The organism is Enterococcus sp. AZ091 (genome assembly GCF_051714805.1).
Taxonomy (GTDB): Bacteria; Bacillota; Bacilli; order Lactobacillales; family Enterococcaceae; genus Enterococcus_D; species Enterococcus_D gallinarum.
This window is the reverse complement of sequence record NZ_JBIOSO010000001.1, coordinates 376073-400144: the sequence shown is the minus strand read 5'-3', so window position 1 is coordinate 400144 and position 24072 is coordinate 376073. Positions and strand designations below refer to the sequence as shown.

27 protein-coding genes and 1 other RNA gene are annotated in these 24072 nt (G+C 41.4%); 16 read left to right on the top strand and 12 right to left on the bottom strand.

Translation table 11 applies throughout. The features are described from left to right. Positions 1-20: 20 nt before the first annotated feature. The 10 genes from trmB to IGJ28_RS01995 all read left to right on the top strand — a co-directional run bounded on the left by trmB (position 21) and on the right by IGJ28_RS01995 (position 6876). Positions 21-683, top strand: a complete 663-nt coding sequence (trmB, locus tag IGJ28_RS02040; RefSeq protein ID WP_003128433.1) for a tRNA (guanosine(46)-N7)-methyltransferase TrmB — start codon at positions 21-23, stop codon at positions 681-683. A gap of 111 nt (positions 684-794) precedes the next feature. Then, positions 795-1736, top strand: a complete 942-nt coding sequence (gene comGA, locus IGJ28_RS02035; RefSeq protein ID WP_005472888.1) for a competence type IV pilus ATPase ComGA — start codon at positions 795-797, stop codon at positions 1734-1736. Then, the gene (comGB, locus tag IGJ28_RS02030) at positions 1711-2742 is read left to right on the top strand and encodes a competence type IV pilus assembly protein ComGB (RefSeq protein ID WP_252712261.1); all 1032 of its coding nucleotides are present in this window, start codon (positions 1711-1713) and stop codon (positions 2740-2742) included. The genes comGA and comGB overlap by 26 nt, the downstream gene beginning before the upstream one ends. After that, on the top strand, positions 2739-3014 hold the full coding sequence (gene comGC, locus IGJ28_RS02025) for a competence type IV pilus major pilin ComGC (RefSeq protein ID WP_103300292.1): 276 nt from the start codon (positions 2739-2741) through the stop codon (positions 3012-3014). Before comGB ends, comGC begins: the two co-directional genes overlap by 4 nt. Further along, positions 2983-3462, top strand: coding sequence for a competence type IV pilus minor pilin ComGD (gene comGD / locus IGJ28_RS02020; RefSeq protein WP_103300293.1), 480 nt, complete (start codon positions 2983-2985; stop codon positions 3460-3462). Before comGC ends, comGD begins: the two co-directional genes overlap by 32 nt. A gap of 10 nt (positions 3463-3472) precedes the next feature. Continuing rightward, the gene (locus IGJ28_RS02015) at positions 3473-3754 is read left to right on the top strand and encodes a hypothetical protein (protein ID WP_103300412.1); all 282 of its coding nucleotides are present in this window, start codon (positions 3473-3475) and stop codon (positions 3752-3754) included. Continuing rightward, positions 3744-4157 carry a competence type IV pilus minor pilin ComGF gene (comGF, locus tag IGJ28_RS02010; protein WP_003128440.1) on the top strand — a complete coding sequence of 138 codons (414 nt, stop codon included), beginning with the start codon at positions 3744-3746 and terminating at the stop codon, positions 4155-4157. The genes IGJ28_RS02015 and comGF overlap by 11 nt, the downstream gene beginning before the upstream one ends. 22 nt (positions 4158-4179) lie before the next feature. After that, positions 4180-4485, top strand: coding sequence for a competence type IV pilus minor pilin ComGG (gene comGG, locus IGJ28_RS02005; protein ID WP_231455746.1), 306 nt, complete (start codon positions 4180-4182; stop codon positions 4483-4485). 174 nt (positions 4486-4659) lie between these two features. Beyond that, on the top strand, positions 4660-5667 hold the full coding sequence (locus IGJ28_RS02000; RefSeq protein ID WP_003128442.1) for a class I SAM-dependent methyltransferase: 1008 nt from the start codon (positions 4660-4662) through the stop codon (positions 5665-5667). Between the two features lie 24 nt (positions 5668-5691). Then, positions 5692-6876: an acetate/propionate family kinase gene (locus IGJ28_RS01995; RefSeq protein ID WP_003128443.1), complete on the top strand. Its 1185-nt coding sequence runs from the start codon at positions 5692-5694 to the stop codon at positions 6874-6876. Between the two features lie 213 nt (positions 6877-7089). On the opposite strand, the gene IGJ28_RS01990 is transcribed toward IGJ28_RS01995, so the two are convergent. The 5 genes from IGJ28_RS01990 to IGJ28_RS01970 are packed head-to-tail and all read right to left on the bottom strand — an operon-like array spanning position 7090 to position 9799. Continuing rightward, on the bottom strand, positions 7090-7401 hold the full coding sequence (locus IGJ28_RS01990) for a DUF1048 domain-containing protein (protein WP_081131434.1): 312 nt from the start codon (positions 7399-7401) through the stop codon (positions 7090-7092). Between the two features lie 9 nt (positions 7402-7410). Beyond that, complete coding sequence (locus tag IGJ28_RS01985; RefSeq protein ID WP_252712262.1) at positions 7411-7752, bottom strand: DUF1048 domain-containing protein; 342 nt, start codon at positions 7750-7752, stop codon at positions 7411-7413. A 10-nt stretch (positions 7753-7762) separates the two neighbouring features. Next, positions 7763-8542, bottom strand: coding sequence for an ABC transporter permease (locus IGJ28_RS01980; protein WP_081131432.1), 780 nt, complete (start codon positions 8540-8542; stop codon positions 7763-7765). 3 nt (positions 8543-8545) lie between these two features. After that, the gene (locus IGJ28_RS01975) at positions 8546-9448 is read right to left on the bottom strand and encodes an ABC transporter ATP-binding protein (protein ID WP_252712263.1); all 903 of its coding nucleotides are present in this window, start codon (positions 9446-9448) and stop codon (positions 8546-8548) included. Between the two features lie 9 nt (positions 9449-9457). Then, entirely contained in the window at positions 9458-9799 is a 342-nt protein-coding gene (locus tag IGJ28_RS01970; RefSeq protein ID WP_005472869.1) for a PadR family transcriptional regulator, read from the bottom strand. A gap of 990 nt (positions 9800-10789) precedes the next feature. Between IGJ28_RS01970 and IGJ28_RS01965 the strand changes: the two genes are divergently transcribed. Both IGJ28_RS01965 and IGJ28_RS01960 read left to right on the top strand, forming a co-directional pair. Further along, complete coding sequence (locus tag IGJ28_RS01965; protein WP_252712264.1) at positions 10790-12250, top strand: peptide MFS transporter; 1461 nt, start codon at positions 10790-10792, stop codon at positions 12248-12250. A gap of 99 nt (positions 12251-12349) precedes the next feature. Further along, positions 12350-13207 carry an SPL family radical SAM protein gene (locus tag IGJ28_RS01960; protein ID WP_176333079.1) on the top strand — a complete coding sequence of 286 codons (858 nt, stop codon included), beginning with the start codon at positions 12350-12352 and terminating at the stop codon, positions 13205-13207. A 172-nt stretch (positions 13208-13379) separates the two neighbouring features. Here the strand turns inward: IGJ28_RS01960 and abc-f are convergent, their stop codons facing one another. The 3 genes from abc-f to IGJ28_RS01945 all read right to left on the bottom strand — a co-directional run bounded on the left by abc-f (position 13380) and on the right by IGJ28_RS01945 (position 17262). Further along, complete coding sequence (gene abc-f / locus IGJ28_RS01955; RefSeq protein ID WP_138371448.1) at positions 13380-14963, bottom strand: ribosomal protection-like ABC-F family protein; 1584 nt, start codon at positions 14961-14963, stop codon at positions 13380-13382. A 104-nt stretch (positions 14964-15067) separates the two neighbouring features. Continuing rightward, entirely contained in the window at positions 15068-15196 is a 129-nt protein-coding gene (locus IGJ28_RS01950; protein ID WP_005472862.1) for a hypothetical protein, read from the bottom strand. 59 nt (positions 15197-15255) lie between these two features. Next, positions 15256-17262 (bottom strand): KUP/HAK/KT family potassium transporter, encoded by a 2007-nt coding sequence (locus tag IGJ28_RS01945; RefSeq protein ID WP_005472860.1) that lies wholly within the window; start codon positions 17260-17262, stop codon positions 15256-15258. Positions 17263-17532: 270 nt separating this feature from the next. Between IGJ28_RS01945 and IGJ28_RS01940 the strand changes: the two genes are divergently transcribed. Together IGJ28_RS01940 and IGJ28_RS01935 are read left to right on the top strand one after the other, a co-directional pair. Further along, positions 17533-18294, top strand: a complete 762-nt coding sequence (locus IGJ28_RS01940) for an ABC transporter ATP-binding protein (RefSeq protein WP_003128453.1) — start codon at positions 17533-17535, stop codon at positions 18292-18294. Further along, the gene (locus IGJ28_RS01935) at positions 18291-19871 is read left to right on the top strand and encodes a hypothetical protein (RefSeq protein ID WP_003128454.1); all 1581 of its coding nucleotides are present in this window, start codon (positions 18291-18293) and stop codon (positions 19869-19871) included. Before IGJ28_RS01940 ends, IGJ28_RS01935 begins: the two co-directional genes overlap by 4 nt. Positions 19872-20245: 374 nt before the next feature. Here IGJ28_RS01935 and IGJ28_RS01930 read toward each other — a convergent pair whose 3' ends face one another. The 4 genes from IGJ28_RS01930 to IGJ28_RS01915 all read right to left on the bottom strand — a co-directional run bounded on the left by IGJ28_RS01930 (position 20246) and on the right by IGJ28_RS01915 (position 22764). Then, the gene (locus IGJ28_RS01930; RefSeq protein WP_003128457.1) at positions 20246-20728 is read right to left on the bottom strand and encodes a universal stress protein; all 483 of its coding nucleotides are present in this window, start codon (positions 20726-20728) and stop codon (positions 20246-20248) included. A gap of 63 nt (positions 20729-20791) precedes the next feature. Next, on the bottom strand, positions 20792-21076 hold the full coding sequence (locus IGJ28_RS01925; protein ID WP_148394905.1) for a hypothetical protein: 285 nt from the start codon (positions 21074-21076) through the stop codon (positions 20792-20794). Between the two features lie 118 nt (positions 21077-21194). Beyond that, positions 21195-21389, bottom strand: a non-coding RNA gene (ssrS, locus tag IGJ28_RS01920) — 6S RNA. Positions 21390-21486: 97 nt separating this feature from the next. After that, positions 21487-22764, bottom strand: coding sequence for a replication-associated recombination protein A (locus tag IGJ28_RS01915; protein ID WP_005472852.1), 1278 nt, complete (start codon positions 22762-22764; stop codon positions 21487-21489). A gap of 176 nt (positions 22765-22940) precedes the next feature. Here IGJ28_RS01915 and IGJ28_RS01910 point away from each other — a divergent pair, with 176 nt between their 5' ends. Both IGJ28_RS01910 and IGJ28_RS01905 read left to right on the top strand, forming a co-directional pair. After that, positions 22941-23561 carry a DNA-3-methyladenine glycosylase gene (locus IGJ28_RS01910; RefSeq protein WP_005472850.1) on the top strand — a complete coding sequence of 207 codons (621 nt, stop codon included), beginning with the start codon at positions 22941-22943 and terminating at the stop codon, positions 23559-23561. 17 nt (positions 23562-23578) lie between these two features. After that, entirely contained in the window at positions 23579-24067 is a 489-nt protein-coding gene (locus IGJ28_RS01905; protein ID WP_003128461.1) for a DUF3013 family protein, read from the top strand. Positions 24068-24072 lie beyond the last annotated feature (5 nt).

Below are 24072 nucleotides of genomic sequence, written 5' to 3'. Positions count from 1 at the left end.
TTTTTCGGAAAGGAAACAACATGAGAGTAAGAAAACGTGCGGGAGCAGAAGAATTAGTCCAAGCGCATCCCGAATTTGTAGTAGCTGAACCGACAGCGTGGAAAGGCCGTTGGAAGGAACGATTTGGCAATGATCACCCATTGCATATTGAAATCGGTATGGGAAAAGGCCGTTTCATTACCGAAATGGCTAAAGCACATCCGGAAATTAATTATATTGGCATCGAAATGCAAATCAGTGTGGTTTCCATTGCACTGGATAAACTGATCGAACAAGATATCCCTAATGTGCAACTGCTGCACGTTGACGGTTCCGCATTGACGAATTATTTTGCGGATCATGAAGTCGATCAAATCTATTTGAATTTTTCAGATCCTTGGCCAAAAAAGAAGCATGAGAAACGCCGACTAACATCGAAAGCTTTTTTGGCAGTCGATGAACAAATTTTACGTCCGAATGGTGAAATTCATTTCAAAACGGACAATCAAGGCTTATTTGAATATTCACTCGCCAGCTTTTCACAATATGGTATGGTTTTAAAACAAGTATGGTTGGATCTTCATCAAAGTGACTATGAAGGAAATATCATGACCGAGTATGAAGAGAAGTTTTCCAGCCGCGGTCAAAGAATCTACCGGGTAGAAGCCCAATTTGTGGCACCAGAAGATACGACCAAAAGTTAAATAAGCGAGTCCTAGCGTTCAGACTGTAGTACAAGGCAGAAAATGTCTTTGTTCTACAGTTTTTTTGTATAGAAAAGTAAAAGCTGCGTATCTCTTTTTAGGAGGGTGACAATGGACATTTGTACATTTTCAGATGAGTTGGTGGAGTATGCGAAGGTGCAGAAAATGCAAGATCTATCCATACTGCCAACAGTCGAAGGGATGACTCTGATTTTCAGCAAAAGTTACTATCGGCAAATGTATCGCAAAGTTACTACAGAAGACGCGCAACAATTGATCACTCGATTCAAATTTCTGGGCGGTATGGAAGTAGGAGAAAAACGAAGAGCGCAATTAGGGGCTATCAGCTATCCTTTGGCAGATGGAGAGCAGCGTATCCGGGTTTCGACTGTTGGGGATTTTCAAGGTCAAGAAAGTTTAGTTCTACGTTTTTTGCACCCTTTAGGTAAGTTCCATCGATTCTTTATGAATGAACAATATGAAACGATCGCAGATGCATGCCGCTATCGAGGGCTCTATCTCTTTTCTGGTCCTACTGGATCGGGGAAATCCACACTGATGTATCGCTTAGCTTCAGCTGCAGCAGGTCAGGTGATCACGATCGAAGACCCGGTTGAGATCGTTGAGCCTCGTTTTTTACAGTTGCAGACCAATCCAATGATCGGCCAGGATTATGATGAGCTGATTCGTTTGTCGTTGCGGCATCGACCTGAGCTATTGCTGATTGGTGAGATCCGCAATAAAGAGACGGCCAAGGCTGCGATCCGTGCGGCACTGACAGGACATCGGGTTTTTGCGACGATCCATGCACGGGGATTAACGGAAACAATTGCGCGATTGCAAGAGCTGACAGAGGAAGCAGCTGTGATCGACCAATGCCTCCAAGGAATCATTTATCAGCGCTTACTGCCAGATCTTCACGGAGTCCCTCACGCATTGATGGCCTACACCTTTTATGAACCCCACAAATCCTCAATGACTTGGGATCAAGCACTAACAAGGATCAGAGAAAAGGAGCAGATCACCCATGAGGTTTTTGACAAGGAAAAGTAAACGGCTTTCCCGCAAACAGACCCACGCCTTATTAGCCACATTTACGGTTTTATTAGAGAGTGGTTTCTCATTACAAGAGAGTTTGCTTGTTATACTTCGCAGTGGCCAATTTGATCCGAATACAGTAAAAGATATTGATCAGCGTCTGAAACAAGGTCAACGACTCAGACAGGCCTTTTCTTTGCTGCATTTATCTGAAGCCGAACAAAATCAGCTGGACTTGGCAGAGACCCATGGCAATCTGGTGGATACGTTGCAGCGAATGGTCGCTTACCAGATCCTTTTGGAAAAACAAAATCAGACATTACAAAAAGTGTTGGCGTATCCCCTTCTATTGCTGGTATTTGTCTTTACCGCTCTCTTTGCCATGCGTCGGTTTCTATTGCCTCAACTTCTGGCCTCCGGTATGATCGATGCGAATCATTGGGGCATTCTCTTTATTACGGCAGCACCATGGATCGGTGCGGTCATTGTAGGCGGATTGGGAGGTTTCGTTCTTGTTGTAAGAGGAATCTTTGCCAAGCAGACAGCGTTGAAGCGAGCCACTTTTTTGAGTCGATTGCCTTTTTTGGGAGACTTGTATCGCTGCTATCAAACTAGTTATTTTGCATTAGAGTGGGGGAAATTGTTTCAGCAAGGCTTGGAAATTCGTCAGATCATTATGTGCATGCAACAAACAAGTACAGCAACATTAGTACAAGAACTAGCTGTTCAATTAGAGCTGTGCTTGGCAAGTGGCGGATTGTTGCCGGACAAATTAAAGAACTATGCATTTTTGACGCCAGAGTTTTCATTGATTGTGTTCCAGGGCGAAATGCGTGGGAAATTAGGAGAAGAATTGTTTGTTTATAGTCAGCTTTTGACAGATCGGCTTTTCCAACAAATCGAGAAGAAAATCCAGTGGATTCAACCAGTCATTTTTTTATTAGTGGCCCTTCTGATCGTGGGTGTTTATGCTGCAATGTTTTTGCCGATTTACGGCAATATTCAAGGAGTGATCGAATGAGAAAATTGAAGCATCAAGGGTTCACATTGGTGGAGATGCTGATTGTACTGTTAGTGATCAGTATTTTGATTTTATTGTTTGTACCAAACTTATCTGCACAACGTACAGTGATAGATGAGAAAGGAAATGCGGCAATCGTCAAAGTCGTAGAATCCCAGATTGAGTTGTTCCAGCTTAATGAGAATCGAACACCTACTCGACAAGAATTACTAGCTGGAAATTATGTAACGGAGGAGCAGTATGCGATTTATCTTGCCCATCGGAACGAATAGCAGTTTTTTTACTTGGCGGGGATTTACAATGGTGGAGAGTTTGATTGTCCTCTTAGTCGTTTCGATTTTCATCTTTCTTCCGCTAATAGCTATCGACCGTTACCAAGCATATTTTGAAGTGTGGGGGTTTTGTGCTCGTTTGGAAAAAGGATTGGCAGTAGCACAACAAACAGCGATTATTGATGCTCGCGAAACGAAAGTCGCTTATTCTGATTCACCAGTTCCTACGATATATTTTCATTCGACGATCACAGGTGAAATCAAAATGGAGCCACTTGAAGTACCCTCGCAGCTCGCAGTACGTGTTTTTCCTGTACTTACATTCACCAGTCAATCTGGCAATTATACGCGGATGGAAACATTACGGTTTGAATGGATGGACCAAGAAAAAAAGATTACCTACAAATTTCTTTTTGGAAGTGGACGATATGATAAGATCATCGAATAAAGGATATATCATGCTAGAAAGTATCATTGGCTTTGGTTTGCTGACGACGAGTGTCTTCCTTTTTCTGACTGTCCAGACCCATATTTTGCAGCAAAGTGCACAGTTACAGGCCAAGGTGGCTGCTATTCGGGTATTGTATGAAGAAGTCCAATGCCAAGCATTTGAACAGGAAGTCGTTTATTCGACACAACGTACAGAGTCGTATCAGTTGTCTTTCGGTTTCAAGCGTGACCGAAGCTATGGACGGATTGTAAGAGGTCCTCTTATCATGGAGATCAACTATGAAGAGTAAGGGTTTTACTTTGTTGGAATGTTTGCTGTCTTTAATGATCTTAGGACTCAGTGTGTTGTTGATCAACGGAATCATTCGCCAGATGCCTCAAGTTAATCAACAGCTTTTTGCTCGCAAAGACCAAGAATGGCAGATATTTTTGATTCAGTTAGAAAGGGAGCTTCAAACGTGTACGTATGTTTCAGTGAGTCCGTATACACTTTTTTTAAAAAGCAGCAAAGAAAATGTAGTCACGATCGATCGAATCAATGGGAAAGTCCGTAAAAGAGACAATAATGGCTACCATCCGTTATTGACGGAAGTATCATTGATTTACTTTGAAAAAAAGGCATCCTCGATCCAGTTTACAGTGACTTTCGAGAATGGAGAGGTGAGAATTGGTCAATGGCAGATTCCTGCATAAGGGCGGTATCTTTTTGTCAGCAATGATGCTGATTCATTTGCTGAGCCTTATGTTGCTAACGGTTTTAGAAAATACTCGGACAACTACTGATTTCTATATTAAGACTCTTCACATGTATGAGGCACGAATCATGAAAGAACTTTTTTTGGCGGATTATCAGCGGTTAACCTATGCCGAGCAGGGCAGTGTCAACTACAATGTAGGAAGGGTCATTTATGAACAAAAAGAAGAGCTGTTGTTGATTCAATGTGTCGTCAATCAGCGCACCTTCCGTTTTACCGAAATTTTGTCAGGTGATTTGGAAAAAATAGCAACAGATCTTGAGTAACTATAATACAGAAAAAGGCACAGACATACTGTGTCTTTTTTCTGTATAAAAGAGTTGAAAAGTATGTTTGTCTCTTCACAAATTATTCTGAAAGATAGCGATTGATTATTTTGGCTGAATCAGCTAAAATTAAACAGGTATGTATGTTGTTATAGTTTTGAAAAGAGGTGCAAGATGTCCCCAGAAAAAATGGAAGAGTCTTTTCATTTATCGCTAGAAGCGATTCAAGTGCTCCAAAACGCATTAGAAACATCTTATTTGGATGCATATATCGAGACGATCGAGAATTTTATTGATCAGTATCGCGTACGGGTGATCGACGGAGTACCTAGTGAAGCGGATGCTCAACGGTTGGAAGCGATTTATAAAAAATTAGAGCAGATACCCTTAACAGCAGAAGAACGGCGTAAACTTGCTCAACTACTTCTGTTAAAGGGCGGACAAACCGAACATCTGCAGCCTAATCATCAGCTGACACCAGATAGTATCGGTTTTTTGTTTGTGTATTTGATCGAGCAATTGACACCAGCGAAGCAACAAACCAAGATTCTGGACCTTTCGGTTGGAATGGGGAATCTTGTCTTAACGCTCTTGCTCAATTTGCAGTTAGCGCAAAGAGATGTGCAAGCAACAGGTGTTGACATTGATGAAACATTACTGAGTGTTGCTGCAGCTACAAGCGAATGGACTCAAGCCCCGCTGCATTTGTTTCATCAAGACGGGTTGCAAGAATTGTTAATCGACCCAATGGACATTGCTGTCAGTGATTTGCCAGTCGGCTATTATCCACAAGATGAAAAAGCAGCATCGTTTCTTACTTCAGCTCCCGAAGGCGAAGGACATAGCTTTGCCCACCATTTATTGATGGAACAAGCAATGAACTATGTGAAAGAAGATGGCTATGGACTATTCTTAGCTCCGGCTAATTTCATGGAAACTGAACAAAGCGATTATTTGAAGAAATGGCTCAATGAAAAAGTTTATCTGCAAGGAATCATTCAATTGCCAGACGAGCTTTTCAAAAATGAGCGATCAAGAAAAAGTATTGTGCTGATTCAAAATCATGGTGCAACGAGCAAGCAAGCACCAGTGTTACTTGCTAAACTCGCATCTCTCAAGGAACCAAAAAACATCAAGAAATTTTTCGAACAATTTGAAGCTTGGAAAGCATCAAATTTGTAATATAAATCGGATAAGGAGAAAATTATGTCTAAAACAATTGCAATCAATGCTGGAAGTTCAAGTCTAAAATGGCAGTTATATCAAATGCCAGAAGAAACGGTGGTCGCTAAAGGGATCGTTGAACGTATCGGATTAAAAGATTCGATTTTTACCATCAAATATGGGGAAGATCAAAAATTCGAACAAATCATCGACATCAATGATCATGAAGTCGCAGTAAAAATGCTTTTGGATCAATTGATCGAATTGAACATCTTAGGTTCATATGATGAAATCACTGGTGTTGGTCACCGTGTCGTTCATGGAGGAGAAGACTTCCCGGATTCTGTTGTGATCACAGATGAAGTGATGGAACGCATTGAAGCATTGGCAGAGTTTGCACCATTGCATAATCCAGCCAACTTGATGGGGATCACTGCTTTCAAGAAGATCTTACCAGATATCATTAGTGTTGCTGTTTTCGATACTTCTTTCCACGCAACCATGCCAAAACACAACTACTTGTACAGTCTGCCATTGGCTTACTACAACGACTATAAAGTTCGTAAATATGGTTTCCATGGTACAAGCCACCGTTATGTGTCAGAACGTGCGGCTGAAATGTTAGGCAAACCGATTGAAGATTTGAAAATCATTACTTGTCATTTAGGAAATGGCGCATCGATCACTGCAGTTGATGGTGGAAAATCTGTTGATACATCAATGGGCTTCACACCACTTGCAGGAGTGACGATGGGTACTCGTTCTGGTGATATCGACCCAGCTGTATTGCCTTATTTAATGGAAAAATTAGACCTATCAATCGATGAAATGATCGATGTTTTAAACAAAAAATCTGGTTTGTTAGGACTTTCCGGTATTTCTAGCGATATGCGGGATCTTGAAGCTAATTATGACAAAGAAGAAGTAAAGGTTGCGTATGATGTCTTTACTGACCGCATTCGTAAATATATCGGTGGCTATGTAACAACAATGAACGGTGTTGATGCAATCGTCTTTACTGCTGGTATCGGTGAGAACGATGCCCATGTCCGCAGTGAGGTTATCAAAGGAATGACTTGGTTTGGTTGTGAACTTGATGAAGAACAAAATGCCAAACGCGGTGAAGAGTTAGTCATTTCTACAGAAGATTCTAAAGTGAAAGTCTTGTTGATTCCAACAGATGAAGAATTAATGATTGCTCGCGACGTGGAACGTTTGCGCGGTTAATTGTCGGAGATCAATTGGAACAAATGAGTTTCATTATTTGATTAAAAAAAGTGTTAAGCCTCGGCTTAACACTTTTTTGTTTTGAACAGCTGTACACCTTGGATACCAATGAATAATGCTTGAAAGTTGCAAATTTGGTTAGCGCTATTCTTATTTTTCTTTATATTTTCAGAAAATCCAACGGTGGAACTCAAAACTTATCTAGCCATTTTCTCATAGCTTTTTTGACTTTGGTTCCATTTCGTTGTCAGAGGTTGCTTGGTTTACCAGCAATCCGTCCGCAAAGGCGGCCACGTCTTCGCCAGTTACTTGAAGAACACTTTTTTCTTGTTGCGCACTGTCTTCAAACAAATCCAACAGATCAACGAGTGGTTGGAAATCGCTGGCAAGATTTACTGGATCAACTTTCATAAAGTACTTTTGGATTTCTTTATAGACGATTCGATAATCATTCGGCAACTGATTTGCCCGTTTTTGCAGAGCACGCCATTCTTTTTTACCTTCTAATGCTTCTTTTATTCCCATCTTCATCCCTCACTTTAGTTTTTTGGTCACTTGATTCAAGTGTTCTCGCAATTTGTCTCGCTCATTTTTGGCACCAGCTGCTTCAGCGATTTCTGAGATGAAGGTAGTCATATTTTCACCGATCACGCTATTGATCGGCAGTTTTTCTGCGGCACTTTCTTCAAAAAGACCGACGATCCCTTCCAAGATAGGGTACAGATTTCTTCCAGAAAAATCACTGTAGCTCCAGATCTTTTGATTGAGTTCGCGCCACGCATCTTGGTAGCCAGCGGGTAACTTATCAATACGAAGTTGAAATTCTTTTTGTTGCTTATTCATGTCGTTACCTGTTATTTTGTCATAAAAGTTCATGGTGGGCCTCCTAATTAATAAATAGTTGTTTGTAGCGTTTCATTGACAGAAAAGAGAAAAAACTTAGTAATAGGGCTAGCCACAAAAGGGTCAAGAGGCTGCTTTGGGAACCAAAAGAGAATGTACCAGCAAGCAAATTCTTTGTCGTTTCGATAATGGGCGTCATTGGCTGGTTCTCAGCAAATAGGCGCACAGGTTTTGCCATTCCAGCGACCGGCACAAAGGCTGGACTGATAAAAAGCAGGAAGATCAAAATATACGAAAAGGCTCCTGCTCCAGCATAATCTTTTGCTGTTAACGAGAAGGGGATAGCTAGCACAGTGAGACTAACGGCAAAAAGTACGATCAAAAGGGTGAAAAGCAGGAAGTCACCAATCGTTGCTTGTGGTCGATAACCCAATACTAGTCCGATCAGCAGTACAGAAAGTACAGAAATAAGCATAAAAATTGTTGAGGCGACAATGTGCGATCCTAGAATCACCCAACGTTTCATTGGCATAGATAATAATCGCGTCAGGAATCCTTTTGTTTTATCATTGTTGATCCTCAAAGCAGTGTAAGCCGATCCCATTGCCATAGACATCAGCAAAAATCCTGGCATAACGTAGCTAAGATAGTCTGAAGGCTCTCCTGCTGTGCCCCCGACTAAAATATTGCCACCAATGACATAAACGAAAAAAAGTAAGATGAAAATAGGCATAACGATACTTGTAATGATCGTATCGACACTTGTTAAATTTTGTCTAACGATGCGGTTCGTTAATGTGAAAAGTTGCTTGATTGTCTTCATTTTTTAGTCCTCCTTTCCAGTAGCATCCAAGAATATTTCTTCCAAACTAAGTTCAATCGGAGCAGTTGTTAGAATGTCAATATCATTTTGCAAGAGTTTCATCATCGACTCTTTTAAATCATTTCTAGCAAGAATAATGGTGTCATTTTCAACCATATAGTGAATCGCAGATTCGTTTAGAAGAGAAGTCGCTTGATCGATCACTTTTTTTGGAACGATGACTTTGTGCAGATCTCTTGCTTGCTTTTTCAATTCTTGTGGTGTGCCAATCAATGAAATCTTCCCATCGTTGATAAAAGCGATTCGATCAGCTAAACGGTCTGCTTCATCAAGGTATTGAGTTGTCAGAAAGATCGTCTTTCCTTCTGCTTTAAGCTGAAGGATTAGTTGCCAAATCTCTAATCTGTTTTTTGGATCCACACCAGTAGTTGGCTCATCAAGAAACAAAATTTCTTTGTCAGGGAGCAGAGAGACTGCAATATCTAGTCGTCGCTTCATTCCTCCAGAATAGGTAGCGACTTTTTTATAGAGAAAATCTGCTAAATGAAGTCGTTCTGATAAGGTATCTATTTTCCTGCGCAGATGAGGGATGTCCAACAGCGTGCCAATTAGTTTCAAATTTTCAAAACCGGTAAATTCATCATCTAGTGTGATCGATTGACTATTCAAGCTGATGACATCCCGCACTTGATCGGAGTCATTTCGTAGGTCTAACCCTAAAATTGTTGCATTGCCGGATGTAGGGCTAGCGAGTGTAGTTAGAATATTGATCAGTGTTGACTTTCCAGCACCATTTTCTCCAAGTAAAGTAAAGATTTCGCCTCTTTTGATTTCAAGAGTAATTCCTTTTAATACGTCAAGATCACCATAGGTTTTTGTAAGATGATCCACAGTGATGGCTTTCATAGTTATCCCTCATTCCTGATTGAAAAGTGTCTCGTGCTTGATTTTATCTAGCTGATCTACAAGAAACGTCCATTTACTCCAGAAATCTTGGAGGTAAATTTCCCCATTTGCGTTCAAACGATAAAACTTCCTTGCCGGTCCAAGGTCAGATTTCCTTTTTTCAACAGTTACCAATTCTTTTTTTTCTAAACGGAGTAAGACTGTATAGACGGTGCCTTCGACGATATCTTGAAACCCTAATTCGATCAGTGTATTCGTGATTTCATAGCCATAAGTCTCTTTGCTGTTATGGATGACTTGAAGCACGACACCTTCTAGCACACCTTTTAGTAATTCAGTCATTCCTTTCACATCGCTCATCCTCTCAAAAACCATTTGTCTCAATACCTAGTATTACTCAGTACTGCTACATAATAATACTTAGTAGACGGACTGTCAACTACTAAGTATCATTAAGCAAAGATGCAAAAAAAGTAACACCTTGAAAAAAGCTTCCCGCTTAGTGATGAATGGTACTCAGGAGACTGGATCCTGTTAAACTGAGCTTTATTGTGGGCTGCTCTGCAACTTCTTCGTTCGAATCTAAGCTTGCAGCTAATCATCGAAGACAGTGATTAGCTGCTGCTCGCCGTTGTTATCACTCTTAAGAACAAGTTCAACAAGATAGGCTCTGATTTGATGAATTGTGTTCAGTAAAGAGAAATAGGACTTCGGTACCGATCATGGTGTGAATCATTGACATGAAATGTTAGACATCGATTGAGAAGGGAGCAAAAAAATCGAGATTTATTGGGCTCTGTTATGAAACTAAGGATTGTTTCGTTAGGGAATGCCGCTGATACATAGGCGCCCAATGCACTTGATTTGACTGAGACAGTAAGCAAGCCTAGACTAAAAGAGGAAAGCTCACAATTGCTGCTCTTTATGCCCAGTCGGTGGAAATGTTCTGCCAGATGTTGAGAGAGGCTGTGTCCTGCTAAATAACAAAGAACATTGAATAAAAAATCGTCTGATTCAGCATATAAGTGTATGAATAAACATTGATGTGATGAATCAGGTTATTTTTATTAACAAATTCTTGAATCTAGAATAAAAAAACGGTAAAAATAGTTTTAATCGATAAAAAACGTTATTTAATTAACGTACAATTTTTTAGGTTGTTAGATCAGTGATTTCCTAGTATCTAGTAAAAAACTCTCATTTTCGACTCAGCATATCGCCATTTTACAAAACATAATCTAAGCAAAATAACCTTGTAAAGGAAGCCAAACGGGAATAAACTGGCATTTGTGAATTTTCAGAAAAATTTCTAAATTTGTTTTTTATAAGGAGCCAGTAAGTATGGAAAAAGAAAAGACTTTCCTAGGACAGCCGCGAGGGTTGTCGACACTATTTTTCACTGAGATGTGGGAACGATTCAGCTACTATGGCATGCGGGCCATCTTAGTTTACTTTATGTATGATGCTGTAACAAATGGTGGCTTAGGCCTACCTAAATCAACGGCTGTAGCGATCATGTCAATCTACGGTTCACTCGTTTATATGTCTAGTATCGTTGGCGGGTGGATCTCTGACCGCTTATTAGGATCGAACAAATCCGTTTTTTATGGCGGGATCCTTATTATGTTTGGACATATTGTTCTGGCAGCGCCTCTTGGTATTGCTGCACTATTTGTTTCTATGATGTTGATCGTTATTGGAACAGGTTTGTTGAAGTCCAATGTGTCAGGGATGGTCGGCCACTTATATTCGAAAGAAGATGTGCGCCGAGATGCAGGATTTTCAATCTTTTATATGGGGATCAATATTGGTGGACTTTTAGCACCGATCATTGTGGGTATTTTAGGACAAAACGTCAATTACCATTTAGGTTTTTCAATAGCAGCTATCGGAATGTTCATTGGTTTGGTGCAATATTATGTTCAAGGGAAGACAACGTTGAAAGATGTTGCAATGACACCAACTAATCCATTATCTGCGCAAGAGAAAAAAATCTTTTTCCGTAACGTTATCATCGTACTAGGGCTTGTAGCAGTGGTTTTCGGCGGTGCAGCTGCGATGGGCTATCTGACCGTTGATTTCTTTATCAATTGCATCAGTATCTTAGGAATATTTTTGCCGATCTACTACTTTACTAAAATGTTGCGTTCTCGTGATGTGACACCGGATGAAAAGAAAAAAGTTTTAGCGTATATTCCTTTGTTCTTATCTGCAATCGTTTTTTGGTCCCTAGAAGAACAAGGGTCATCAATATTGGCACTTTTTGCGGCCGATCGGACACAAGATACGTTGTTTGGGATCACGATTCCGGCGAGTCTGTATCAAACACTAAATCCATTGTTTGTCGTGCTGTTGACACCGGTATTTGTTTGGTTGTGGACGAAACTTGGCAATAAACAACCTAGAACGGAAGTGAAATTTGCAATTGGTTTGATTTTAGCAGGTTTGTCTTTTGTCTTGTTGATGTTCCCAAGTATGCTGTTCGGAGTCAATCAACGGGTAAGCCCATTGTGGCTAGTCTTTAGTTTCTTTATCATGATTGCTGGCGAAATGTGTCTGTCACCAGTTGGATTGTCTGTAACGACCAAATTAGCACCAAAAGCCTTCGAAGCCCAAACTCTTGCTATTTGGCTATTAGCAGATGCTTCTTCGCAAGCGATCAATGCTCAGATTGCTCGTTTCTATACACCGCAAACAGAAGGGGCTTATTATGGCATTGTCGGTGGTGTTGCAGTAGTCGTAGGGATTATTCTTTACATGGCAAGAAAACCGATTCGTAAGCTGATTGGGAATATTCACTAATCAACGGACTTGATCTTGAAAAAGATCAAGTCTTTTTTTGCACTTTTAGTCAAGTTATGAGAAAATAAATGGGAACATAAGTTCTGTAGGAGGGGTTAAATGCACACGCGACGCTATAAAACGATTCTTTCACCAAACAATACAATGAATCTCTATCGAGGGTGTACACATGACTGTATTTATTGTGATAGTCGCAGCAGCTGCTATCAGATGGCGCATCGGTTTGAGGATATCGAGATCAAAGAAGCAGCAATAACGATTTTGGACCAGCAATTAAAGAAGCGCCGACAGCCTTGCATGATCGTTACCGGTGCTATGTCAGATCCTTACGTTCATGCAGAACAGCGTTTGAGACAAACGAGGCAAGCACTGGAAGTAATCAAAAAGAACGGTTTTGGTGTCGCGCTTTTGACCAAATCAACGCGTGTGTTGGAAGATTTGGATTTGCTGATAGAAATCAACCAGCAAACGAAAGCAGTTGTTCAAATGACTCTAACGACTTATGATGAAGCACTATGTAAAAAATTAGAACGACAAGTCGCTACCACTTATCATCGTTTTTTGGCGCTTAAGACGTTTCAAGCAGCAGGGATTCCTACTGTTGTTTGGTTATCACCTATTCTTCCTTTTATCAATGACAGCGAGGAGAATCTGTTGGGGGTTTTGGACTACTGTCGCCAAGCGGGAGTGAAAGGCATCATCTGTTTTGGATTTGGGGTGACGATGCGGGAAGGAAATCGCGCATACTTTTATCAGCAACTAGACCGTGATTTTCCTGGTATGAAGGAAAAGTATCAGCAAACTTTTGGCGATCGGTATGTTTGCGACAGTCCGAATCAGCAAAAGCTAATGGCTATTTTTTGTGCATTCTGCCAAACCTATCAAATTCTTTATCGACCAGAAGAAGTCTTTGCCTATATCCATCGTTTTGAAGACCAGCAGTTGACACTCTTTTAATTCGCGTCTTTTAAACAAATGAAATAGCCGCAGGGACTGAGAGTGTTCCAGTGTACGAACAACACCTCGTCACCCTGTCACGAGGTCTGCCAGTTCTCTTATCCTGCGGCTATTTTTATTTGATTTTTCTGATATACGATTCCTTATGGTGAAAAAAACGAACGTGATCTTCTTAAAGAGCCTGCCAGTCGATGGGCTGCCGCATGACCTGCTGGTCGCGGATCAACAGCATGTCTTGGAAAGTTTGTTTTAGAAAATAGCGGTCATGGCTCACAGCAATTAACGTACCACCAAAGCGCTGAATCAATTCTTCAATTTCTTCACGAGCATAGATATCCAAATGATTGGTAGGCTCATCTAATAGCAGGACGTTGATTTTTTTATGAAAAAGTTTCAGCAGATAAAGGCGAATCTTCTCACCGCCAGAAAGATCCTGAATGCGTTTTGAGACATCATCCTGATAAAAACCGATTTGTGCCAGTTGTTGTCGTGCAGATTGTTCATTGCCTATGAACTGATAGGCAAAGGATAGGACCCGCATAGCGGGATTAGAAAATGAGAGCTTTTGAGGCAGATACCCGATCTGCAGATTACTGCCGGATTTGATCGTTCCCGCGTCAAGCGCCAAAGTACCTAACAAAAGCTGAATCAGGGTCGTCTTACCGGTGCCGTTTTCACCAATGATCGCTAAGCGATCACCACGGTAAATCGAGAAACTACTGTCTTCAAAGAGTAGCCGATCAGCCATGACTTTACCGATATTTCGGGCGATAAAGACTTCTCTGCCTGTTCGATCACTTTGATTGACTGTGCGTATCCTTTTTTTAGGAGGCAGCGGGGGCTTGACGAGAGTGATCTTCGCTAAACGCTTTTCAATTTCTTTGGCTTTACGGAAAAAGTCCTCATTGTCCCCTTCATTCCCCCATTGGCGATAACGGCGAATCATCGCTTTAAGCCGCTGGCATTCTTTTTGCTTCAGCTCATAGTTCTTAGTCAGTTCCGCGATTCGAGCTTGTTTCAATGACCGATATTGGCTATAGTTTCCCGGATAAGAAATCAATTGACCATCTTCGATCTCACAGATCCTAGTCGTCACTTTGTCCAGAAAAGCGCGGTCATGAGAGATGACGATATATGCTTTTTTCGTATTGATAAGATAGTTTTCCAGCCAATGAAGACTAGCTAAATCAAGATGATTCGTGGGCTCATCCAGTAAAAGCAAGTCATGCTCTGTCAACAGCAATCTTGCTAGTTCTACTTTGACTCGCTCCCCACCACTTAACGCCTGCAAAGAAGTTTCTTGCAACTGCGCTATTCCCAATCCTCTTAAGCTAGCAAGAATCCGGTCTTCTAACAGATAGCCACCGAGTTCTTCAAATTGTAGCTGTAATTGACCATAGCGGTCCAATAATTTCGATAAGTCAGCGTCAGGATCGCTCATCTGTTGTTCACAACGTCGCATCTTGCGACTTATCTCTTGCAGTCGGGGGGAAGAGGTTTGTAAATACGTCAGCACCGTTTCTGAAGAGGGCGAAAATTCTTGTGCCAAATGACCAATAGAAAGACTTTTACGTCGGCTGATCGTTCCAGTATCGTTTTTCTCGGTCCCGAGTAATAAATCTAATAATGTTGTCTTACCAGATCCATTGATGCCGATTAAACCAATCTTTTCACCGGGATCAATTTGGAAAGTTAATTGTTCAAATAGCGGGGTACCGCCAAAATTTTTACTGATTTTATTTGCTTGAATTAGCATGATCTCACTCCTTGAGACCACTCAAAAAGGCCATGGAAATCCATGGCCTGTGTTATTTTTATCTGATGTTGTTCGAGATAAACACCTTGAGATGGCCATTGATTTTACGAATATTCAACTGTTTTAGACAGACTCGTCCCTAAAACGGTTTTTGTAAAACCAATTGCATGGCTAAATGCGATATGGTAACGCTGATAGTTGACGTTACATGTTATTTTAGTCATGCGCATCATGGTGTTTCCTCCTTTTGCTTATTTGCCAATAGTGTACCGCAAGTGACCTTACTTTGCAATTAGTCAGTTAGTTTTTTCTTGACTGGAACAATTTCAGAAAGGTTACTTGCCTTCGGTTGCCCAATCACTAATGGAACGGTCTCATGGACCACGTCACTGTAAGTGAGTCCAAACCAACGTTCCGGAGAAATAGTATGCCGTTTGATAAAGAGTTTGGTTAACATTACTTGCCGCTCCCATCGGGTTAATGAGGTGACATTCGACAACTCTTCTTCGATCAGAACAAACTGGAAGTCGCCAACTTGACGTCCCGGGGTCAATGAGTATTTTTGCGGCTGTTTTGGTAAGCGACCATCCTTCATCAATTCTTGAATGATTTGTCGGATGTAGACATTGACTTCTTGAGAAACCCGAAAGCCCAAGTAGAGTTTCAATTTTACGATGAAATCTGTCTCAGCCATCGAGACTTCGTACTGTTTTGTATAAGGTTCATCTGTGACTTCCACATTTACAAACCAATACACTTTGGCGCGTTTCGGCCGTTTATCAAGGATCGAATAAATAAACTGACGGCCAATCGTATTTCCTTGCAGTTTTGGAACTAAAAAGACGACATTGGTCTGAGAAAATGGCAATGTCTCATCATTCCGCAATTCCTGTAGTTGGGGAATGTATTCGGTCAAGTCAACTTCTTCGGCAGCTTGTTCTTGAATGTGGTTGCCCCATTCCCAAATGAGCATGATGGCGATAATCAAAGCGGCCATCAAAACCGCAACGAACCCACCGTGGAAAAATTTTGCGGCACTCGAGATGAAGAAGATGCCTTCGATAGCTGCAAAAAATAAGGTAATAAATGGAGCGATAAATCGCGCTTTTTTGAATTGACGCAAAAAGAAATATAACAAGACTGTGGTCATCAGCATAGTTACTGTAATCGCTAAACCATAAGCGGCCTCCATTCGCGTGGATGTCCGGAATAAGAGAACGACACCGGAACAAGCGATCCACAGCATCAGGTTAAGCGCGGGGATATACATTTGTCCGATGGAAGAACCAGGATACATGATCTGCATCCGCGGCAACAAACGCAACTTGATTGCTTCCGAAACTAACGTGAAAGATCCGGAAAGTAAAGCTTGGGAGGCAATGATTGCAGCCAACGCAGAAAAGCCGACGCCAAAAACGGTCCAACCTTGAGGCAAAGCCTGGAAAAAAGGGTTTAGGTTTTCAATCTGTTGATAGGCAGGATCTTGATAAACCTTTAATAACCAAGCAGCTTGACCTAAGTAATTAAGCATCAAACAGATTTTGATGTAAGGCCAGCTGGCATAAATATTCTTTTTGCCCACATGTCCTAAATCGGAATATAGTGCTTCAGCACCAGTGGTTGCCAGAAAGATATTCCCGAGAATGAACAGACCTGAGGTGTTATCAGGGCTAAACAGCAGCCCGATGGCATAACGGGGATCCAACGCACGAATGACAGACAGATCACCGGAAAAGTTGATCAAACCGACGATCCCCAAAAAAGTAAACCAACCAAGCATGATCGGTCCAAATGCTTTCCCAACGAATTCTGTCCCAAAGCGTTGCAGGCTAAAAAGAACGAAAAGGATCGTTAATGTAATCCAAACAATAATGGATTGATCATTCCCAAAATGATCATAAAACATCGGAATGCCCCGCAACCCTTCAATGGCTGTCGTGACAGTGACGGCAGGGGTTAGTACACCATCTGCCAATAACGCAGCGCCACCAATGATTGCCGGAATGATCAAGTAGCGGCTTTGCTTACGAACAAGTGTGTATAAGGAAAAAATTCCGCCCTCACCGTGATTATCCGCGTTCAAAGCGATTAAGACGTACTTAATCGTGGTAAGCAGAGTCAGAGTCCAAAAAACGAGGGAGACACTTCCCAATACAAAGTCCGGGGAGAGTGTTTTCAACCCGCCGTTGTCTTCAACGATTGCTTTCATCACATAGAGTGGGCTGGTCCCGATATCTCCATAGACCACACCCATGGCGACCAAAAGGCCTCCCGCGGTTAATTTTTTCATTTTACTCATAGATTTTCCCTCCAAATTGAACTGCAAAAAGACCCAAGAGGCCCTTTGCCACTTAGGTCTTGCAAGAAACATCATAGACCAGCGGATTCCCGCTTGCTGTTGATCTATGATCATGGAAAAACCCATGTGCTACTCCCCTAAATTGCTATAATTATCTTTGTTTTGCTGATTCCTGTCAACTTTTTTCATTTAAAATGTAAATAAACATTTTAAATTTTCTGTTTATTCACGTAAAATTACGTTAAGTCTTATTTCTAAGGGGGATAGTAAATGATTGAATTGAAACATGTAAGTAAAACGTACGGAACAAAAAAAGCATTGAAGGACCTTTCTTTGACGATTCAGCAAGGTGAGATCTTTGGTTTTTTAGGACATAATGGTGCGGGAAAATCAACGACCATCAAGAGTCTAGTTAGTATTTTACAGCCGACGAGTGGCGAAATCGTTTTTGATGGCAAAGCATTAGCCCAATACCGAGAAGAAATAAAAAAACAGATTGCTTATGTCCCGGATTCACCGGACATGTTTTTGCAGTTGACCGCCGGAGAATATTGGGATTTGATCGCAGCTGCTTATGAAGTACCGGAAACCCAAAAAAAGGTACGCTTAAATGAACTGGGCCAGTTATTTGATATGACGACGCATGCAGAAGAAACGCTAGCCAGTTTTTCCCATGGTATGCGGCAAAAAACCATTCTAATTGGAGCATTACTGCCGGATCCGGATATTTGGATCTTAGATGAGCCTTTGCAGGGATTAGACCCGCAGGCAGCGTTTGATCTAAAAGAAATGATGAAAGCACATGCTGCGAAAGGCAAAACGGTTATTTTCTCGACGCATGTCTTGGATACTGCCCAACAGCTTTGTGATCAGTTAGCTATTTTGAAAAAAGGCGAATTGCTTTATAACGGTTCTGTCGATGAATTGCTTGCACAAAATCCAGATCTTTCTTTGGAAGCGATCTATTTAAAAATGACAGGTAGAGGCGCGGAAGAGCCATCGTTGACAGAAAATGGAGGCGAGTTCAGATGAACAAGCGACAGTTATTGACGTTGACAAGCGTCAATCTTCGGTACGCCAATCCGCAAGTCACAGACAAAGCCCGTAAAAAAGGAAAAAGCGGGACACAATTGACTCGTTATTTGATCCAACAATATGTATTATCAGGTTTCGTTTTTTTAGTGATTTACGGCCTAACAATGATCGCACTGGATTTCAGCCGTTTGCCAGGTTTTTTCACTTATTATGTTGCTCTTTTTGGCGTTCTAGGATTTTCTCAAGGAATCTCGTCCATTTTTAATGTCTTCTTTGAGAGTCAAGACTTGCCTGCATATTTGCCATTGCCTTTCCGGCAAGCAGAAATTTTCACCGCCAAGATTCTTGTTGTCTTTTTAACAGTGGCACCATTTGTTTTTCCGTTATTTGTCTTATTTCTTTTAACGGGAATGCGTTCACAGGTCTTTATTCTGCTCACGCTTTTGTTAGCGATTGTGCTCTTTTTATTATTTCTCGTGATTGTTTTTAGTATTTGTAGTTTGATCGTTTTTGGATTGGCTCGAACAAAATTGTTTCGTGAACATAAAAAAATGATGACCAGCTTGTTGTTGGGAATTTCTATGATCGTAGTAGTGGTAGGGATCTTGATGATGAATCAAACCAGTTCCTACGATACACAGATCATGGATCGCGGGGCCATTGCCTTTTTACTGCCATTTTTCTATATCATGCACAGTCCCTTTGCAGTTGCAGGAATCGGGAGCTTTGCTATTGTTCTAGTGGTTTGTTTGTTGCTGCTAGGAGCGATTCGGTTCTTTATTTTACCGAAGTTTTATGATCAGGTGGCGATGGCTGTGCCCGACCATGGAAGCGTGCGACGGAAGCAGAAATCCGGGCAAGGATTGTCGCAGATGTTATTCAGTTATAATTCCCAGCTGGTTCGTGATCCCAACTTGATTATGCAAGTATTGTCCACTTCACTGATGACACCGATCATTTTTATTGTGACATTTGCATTGAGCGGTACGTTTGATCTAGGACAAATGGATGCTCGTTTTTGCGGAGTGTTCTTTTTGGCAGGTATCGCATTAGCTGTGATGATGGTCAATCCAACCTCTTTTATCAGTACCTTGATTTCATTGGATCAGCAAAATTTTCTGTTTGTTCGTTCATTGCCGTTGTCTATGAAAAAATATTTACAAGCAAAATTCCGATTTGGCCTAATGCTTCAAATGGTTTTGACTGGCGGGATTGCCTTATTGGCGATTTTGCTCTTTAAGATGCCGATCCTATTGGCAACGACTTTCTTTCTAGGTACGTTACTTGGTTGTTACTTGCTATGCTTAAAATATTTTGCTCGTGATTATCGCTTGCTTTTGCTTGATTGGACCAATGTCAGTCAATTGTTTACCCGGGGTGCCGGAAGTGTGGGAATGATCGTCGGCATGATGGTGGCACTTCTCCTTAGTATTCTGTTACTCGTCGGTTACGGTTTTGCAGCAACGATGATTCCATTTTGGCTCTTGAATGGTCCAGTCTTGCTGGTTCTGTTGATTGGTAGCGTGCTATGGCACAACTACTATCAAAGAAAATTTTGGCAGTTGATTCACTGAGTCTAGTCGCCATCAATAGCGCATAGAAAAAGAAATAGATTTAATCAGAAAATTCAGAAAAAAGACTTTACAAGTATTCAGAAACATGATTAGATAATAAATAACCTATTACTTTGCTTTCATTTTTTGCTGGCAAGCTTGCTCCACAGGCTTGTTGCAAGAGACTGTGCCAAACGTCATACTGATCAGAAGGAACCAGAAGGTGTCCTCTTCAAGAAAGACAGCTAGGTCATTTTGAGCTGAGACGGATGGCGCAGTTTTTTTAATGGCTAAAACTAACAAATCGTGAAAAATAGAAAAAAACACTCTGACAAGAACCTTTTTGTCAGAGTGTTTTTGTTTTTGATTTGAGTATGTGTTGGTTCATTCAGAGATTATGCTTCCTCTTTTTCGTTGGTTGTTGGCAGATGATTGTCAAGGTCTGTCCGTACGACCAATACGTCACAAGAGGCATGACGTATTACATACTCAGAGACTGAACCAATAAAAATTCGTTCGACGGCATTGAGACCAGTAGCGCCGATCATGATTAAATCGATTTGATTATCTTCTGGTAATTGTTTCGCAATGATTGGTTTTGGCGAACCGTATTCGATGACAGTCTTTACTGCAGTTACTTGGTTCTTACGGGCATAGTCTTCATAATCTTTCAATGTTTGCTTAGCCATTTCAGTCGCTTGCTCAGCCAACATGCCATCAAAGGAAGAAACAGTTTGAAAGGCACGGGTATCGATTACATGGGCTAGTACCAGTTCAGAATTGTTCCGTTGGGCCACATTGACCGCTTTTTTAAAAGCTAATTCTGACTCACTTGAGCCATCGACTGCAACCATGATTCGTTGATATTGTTGTAACATATGAAACACTCCTCTCAGATAACTTCATCTTTATTGTAAAACTTTTTGACTAAAAAGAAAAACCTAATTATCTGTTTTTTTCATCTTACGGGCAAACAGCAAACTGAATGAGGCAGAAGTAATCATTAACACTGCTAAATAAACGAGGGCAATCAATTTTTTGTCTAAAAAAGCCACGATGATTGCAAGAATACCTAAAACACCATGAAGATAGCCATAAATGGTCAAAAAAGTTTGATTTTTAGTATTTTCAGGAATAAGGGAAAAGAAAATGGCATGTTTTGTTAACAGTAAGTAGCAGACGCCAAACAACAAAACAGCAGCAATCAAAAATAATAGAAAAATCATCCGTGAAATCCGTCCTTCTCTTATAAGATAGTTTTAGTATAGCGAAGTGCTAAAGGAATAGCAAAAAGCACAAAAAAGCCACCTGTCTAAAACAGATGGCACATTCAATAAAGAATGGGTAATATCCGTAGATGCCGTTCTTTTTCCCGTAGTATTGATCCCGCAAATTCTAGCAGGTGGGTTCCACGGTCTAAGCATCGAACTACCAAATGAAAAGGCATGTTACCAGCTTTGACACAAGACGGATCCCAATATATCAATAAAAATGTTCGGTCAACACACAGATGGGACAACTCGTACATCACAGAATTCCCACCTTCATAGTAGCATAGGACAACAAAAGTAGCAATAAAGAAGATTGAAAACGGTGACAAAAACCTTTCTCGCTTCCATGAAGCGGCTGCTGAGGGTTAGGTCTGTTTTTTTCGTTGCTGCAATTGTTGATATCTTTGACCTAGAGCTTGCTCGTATTTTCCGGTAGCCTTTGGCTGATAATAGTGAGCTTGCTTGATTTTATCGGGTAAGTATTGCTGATCGACCCACGCATCATCAAAGTTGTGCGGGTATTGATAACCGACGCCTCGGTTCAAGGCTTCAGCTCCTTTGTAATGACTGTCTCTTAGATGATCAGGGACATCCCCGGCATTGCCTGCACGAATATCTGCGATGGCAGCGTCTAGTGCCATATAAGCCGAGTTGGACTTAGGGGATAGACAAAGGTCGACCACAGTATCTGCTAAAGGGATCCTCGCCTCAGGTAAGCCTAATCGTTCCGCTGCTAAGACAGCATTGACTGTTCGAGCAGCTGCCGCTGGATTGGCTAACCCGATATCTTCATAACCGATCACCATCAAACGCCGGCAGATGATTGCCAAGTCTCCTGCTTCTACCAGACGACCCAGATAATGGAGTGCCGCATCAACATCACTGCCGCGGATCGATTTTTGAAAAGCAGAGATGACATCATAATGGGCATCGCCATCTTTGTCATGGGTCAATGCTTTGCGCTGAACACACTCTTCAATAATTGGCAAAGTCAAATGGATTTTCCCATCAGAACTTGGCGGCGTGGAGCGAGCAGCGAGTTCTAATCCATTGAGTGCACTGCGGAGATCCCCATTGGTCGCTCGTGAAAGATGGAGACGAGCTTCTTCTGTCAACTGGATCGATTCTGTTCCCAAGCCACGTTCTTTATCAGCTAAAGCCGCATCAATGGCGGCTAAAATATCTGATTCTTGCAATGGTTTTACTTCAAAAATCTGTGTACGACTACGGATGGCTGGGTTGATAGTGATATAAGGATTTTCAGTTGTGGCCCCGATCATAATGATTTTTCCGCTTTCTAAATGAGGCAGTAAGAAATCTTGCTTTGTTTTATCCAGACGATGGACTTCATCCAAAAGTAAAATGACTGTGCCGCTCATTTTGGCTTCTTCGGCGACGATTTGAAGGTCTTTTTTCGTATCAGTCGCAGCATTCAGCATGCGGAATGCGTAACGTGTCGAACCGGCGATTGCACTAGCGATACTTGTTTTTCCGGTCCCTGGTGGACCATACAGGATCATGGAAGAGAGCATCTTGGCCTCAACCATCCGGCGAATGATCTTTCCGGGTCCAACTAAATGCTGTTGACCTACGACTTCATCAAGGTTGCGGGGACGCATGCGGTACGCAAGTGGTTGCTGCATAATAAGCTCCTTTCTTTTTTCTTTAGTATATCATAAGAACGTATATTCCCATAAGGAAGCGGGTATTTTGCTATTGAAACTAGTCAGTGGCGATAGAAAGGTCAAACAATTGATAAGATGGTCGTAATCAATAGTAAGTTCCTTGAGAATTGTGTAAAATAAAGAAGGTGAAGAAAATGAATGAAATTGAACAATTATTTGCACAACAATCAACAACAGCGATTGCCCGGCAATTATTAGGAATGTATCTGGAACATGAGACGCCCAGTGGGAAATTAGGCGGTTATATCGTCGACTGTGAAGCTTATTTAGGACCAGAAGATCTGGCTGCTCATAGTTTCGGGATGCGTAACACGCCACGAGTTCGAGCAATGTATGAAAAGCCGGGAACGATTTATTTATATACGATGCATACTCATTTGATTTTGAATTTTATCACACAGCCTGAAGGCATTCCCCAAGGGATCATGATCCGCGGCGTGGAGCCCGTCGAAGGAATCGCACAAATGGAGATAAATCGCAGTAAATCCGGTCCTGATCTCTCGAACGGACCTGGAAAGCTTGTGAAAGCTTTGGGAATTACGCCTGATTATTATGGCCATTCAATTTTTACAAGTCCACTGCATCTTGTCAACGAGAAACGGCGAACACCGAAAGAAATACTCGCTGTTCCCAGAATCGGTATCCCGAATAAAGGGGAGTGGACCCATAAGCCGCTGCGGTTTGTCGTAGCAGGTAACCCATATATTACCAACAGCAGAAAATCTGCTGTCCAGCCAGATCACGGCTGGCAATAGGAAAGAAGGAACGTATAATGGCTAAAGAAACAATGCTGACTTATTTGGACAGACAATTAACAAAAAAAATCCCTGAGTACGATGTTGCCCTTGATTGGGATGCAAGAAACCATACCATCGAACTTGTTTTACGCTTATTTGCAGAGAACCCGAATCATTTGCAGGTAGATGATGCCCAAGGAGTAGCCTCTGAAGAAGAGATCATCGAATTTGAAGACGGTATTTTATTGTTTGATCCCCAAAAGTCTTCCTTTGCAGAAGAGGACTTTTTGGCAGTCATTCCCTACGCAGGCAAAAAAGGAATCCAAAAAGCGTTGCTGGATGCTTTGGTTGATTACATCAAAGAGATTCTGACGGAGGGAGAAAGTGATTTACTAGATTTTCTAAACGATGAGAGTGAAGAAGCGGTCTTCGAACTAGTTTTCGATCAAGATCAGTTGTTAGACCGTATGAATACTTACCAAGAAAGCGATGGGGAATCGTATATTCCTTATCCAAGTTATTAAGGAGC

Excerpts from the sequence above, each read along its gene's own strand:
- IGJ28_RS01935 (WP_003128454.1), top strand. The coding sequence starts at position 18,291 with ATGAACAAGCGACAGTTATTGACGTTGACAAGCGTCAATCTTCGGTAC.
- IGJ28_RS01960 (WP_176333079.1), top strand. The coding sequence starts at position 12,350 with ATGCACACGCGACGCTATAAAACGATTCTTTCACCAAACAATACAATG.
- IGJ28_RS01995 (WP_003128443.1), top strand. The coding sequence starts at position 5,692 with ATGTCTAAAACAATTGCAATCAATGCTGGAAGTTCAAGTCTAAAATGG.
- IGJ28_RS01950 (WP_005472862.1), bottom strand. The coding sequence starts at position 15,196 with ATGATGCGCATGACTAAAATAACATGTAACGTCAACTATCAGCGTTAC.
- comGC (WP_103300292.1), top strand. The coding sequence starts at position 2,739 with ATGAGAAAATTGAAGCATCAAGGGTTCACATTGGTGGAGATGCTGATT.
- comGA (WP_005472888.1), top strand. The coding sequence starts at position 795 with ATGGACATTTGTACATTTTCAGATGAGTTGGTGGAGTATGCGAAGGTG.
- IGJ28_RS02000 (WP_003128442.1), top strand. The coding sequence starts at position 4,660 with ATGTCCCCAGAAAAAATGGAAGAGTCTTTTCATTTATCGCTAGAAGCG.
- IGJ28_RS01990 (WP_081131434.1), bottom strand. The coding sequence starts at position 7,401 with ATGGGAATAAAAGAAGCATTAGAAGGTAAAAAAGAATGGCGTGCTCTG.
- comGD (WP_103300293.1), top strand. The coding sequence starts at position 2,983 with ATGCGATTTATCTTGCCCATCGGAACGAATAGCAGTTTTTTTACTTGG.
- IGJ28_RS01910 (WP_005472850.1), top strand. The coding sequence starts at position 22,941 with ATGAATGAAATTGAACAATTATTTGCACAACAATCAACAACAGCGATT.
- IGJ28_RS01980 (WP_081131432.1), bottom strand. The coding sequence starts at position 8,542 with ATGAAGACAATCAAGCAACTTTTCACATTAACGAACCGCATCGTTAGA.
- IGJ28_RS02015 (WP_103300412.1), top strand. The coding sequence starts at position 3,473 with ATGCTAGAAAGTATCATTGGCTTTGGTTTGCTGACGACGAGTGTCTTC.
- IGJ28_RS01905 (WP_003128461.1), top strand. The coding sequence starts at position 23,579 with ATGGCTAAAGAAACAATGCTGACTTATTTGGACAGACAATTAACAAAA.
- IGJ28_RS01975 (WP_252712263.1), bottom strand. The coding sequence starts at position 9,448 with ATGAAAGCCATCACTGTGGATCATCTTACAAAAACCTATGGTGATCTT.
- IGJ28_RS01925 (WP_148394905.1), bottom strand. The coding sequence starts at position 21,076 with ATGATTTTTCTATTATTTTTGATTGCTGCTGTTTTGTTGTTTGGCGTC.
- IGJ28_RS01965 (WP_252712264.1), top strand. The coding sequence starts at position 10,790 with ATGGAAAAAGAAAAGACTTTCCTAGGACAGCCGCGAGGGTTGTCGACA.
- comGG (WP_231455746.1), top strand. The coding sequence starts at position 4,180 with ATGATGCTGATTCATTTGCTGAGCCTTATGTTGCTAACGGTTTTAGAA.
- IGJ28_RS01985 (WP_252712262.1), bottom strand. The coding sequence starts at position 7,752 with ATGAACTTTTATGACAAAATAACAGGTAACGACATGAATAAGCAACAA.
- trmB (WP_003128433.1), top strand. The coding sequence starts at position 21 with ATGAGAGTAAGAAAACGTGCGGGAGCAGAAGAATTAGTCCAAGCGCAT.
- IGJ28_RS01945 (WP_005472860.1), bottom strand. The coding sequence starts at position 17,262 with ATGAGTAAAATGAAAAAATTAACCGCGGGAGGCCTTTTGGTCGCCATG.
- abc-f (WP_138371448.1), bottom strand. The coding sequence starts at position 14,963 with ATGCTAATTCAAGCAAATAAAATCAGTAAAAATTTTGGCGGTACCCCG.
- IGJ28_RS01940 (WP_003128453.1), top strand. The coding sequence starts at position 17,533 with ATGATTGAATTGAAACATGTAAGTAAAACGTACGGAACAAAAAAAGCA.
- IGJ28_RS01930 (WP_003128457.1), bottom strand. The coding sequence starts at position 20,728 with ATGTTACAACAATATCAACGAATCATGGTTGCAGTCGATGGCTCAAGT.
- comGB (WP_252712261.1), top strand. The coding sequence starts at position 1,711 with ATGAGGTTTTTGACAAGGAAAAGTAAACGGCTTTCCCGCAAACAGACC.
- IGJ28_RS01915 (WP_005472852.1), bottom strand. The coding sequence starts at position 22,764 with ATGCAGCAACCACTTGCGTACCGCATGCGTCCCCGCAACCTTGATGAA.
- comGF (WP_003128440.1), top strand. The coding sequence starts at position 3,744 with ATGAAGAGTAAGGGTTTTACTTTGTTGGAATGTTTGCTGTCTTTAATG.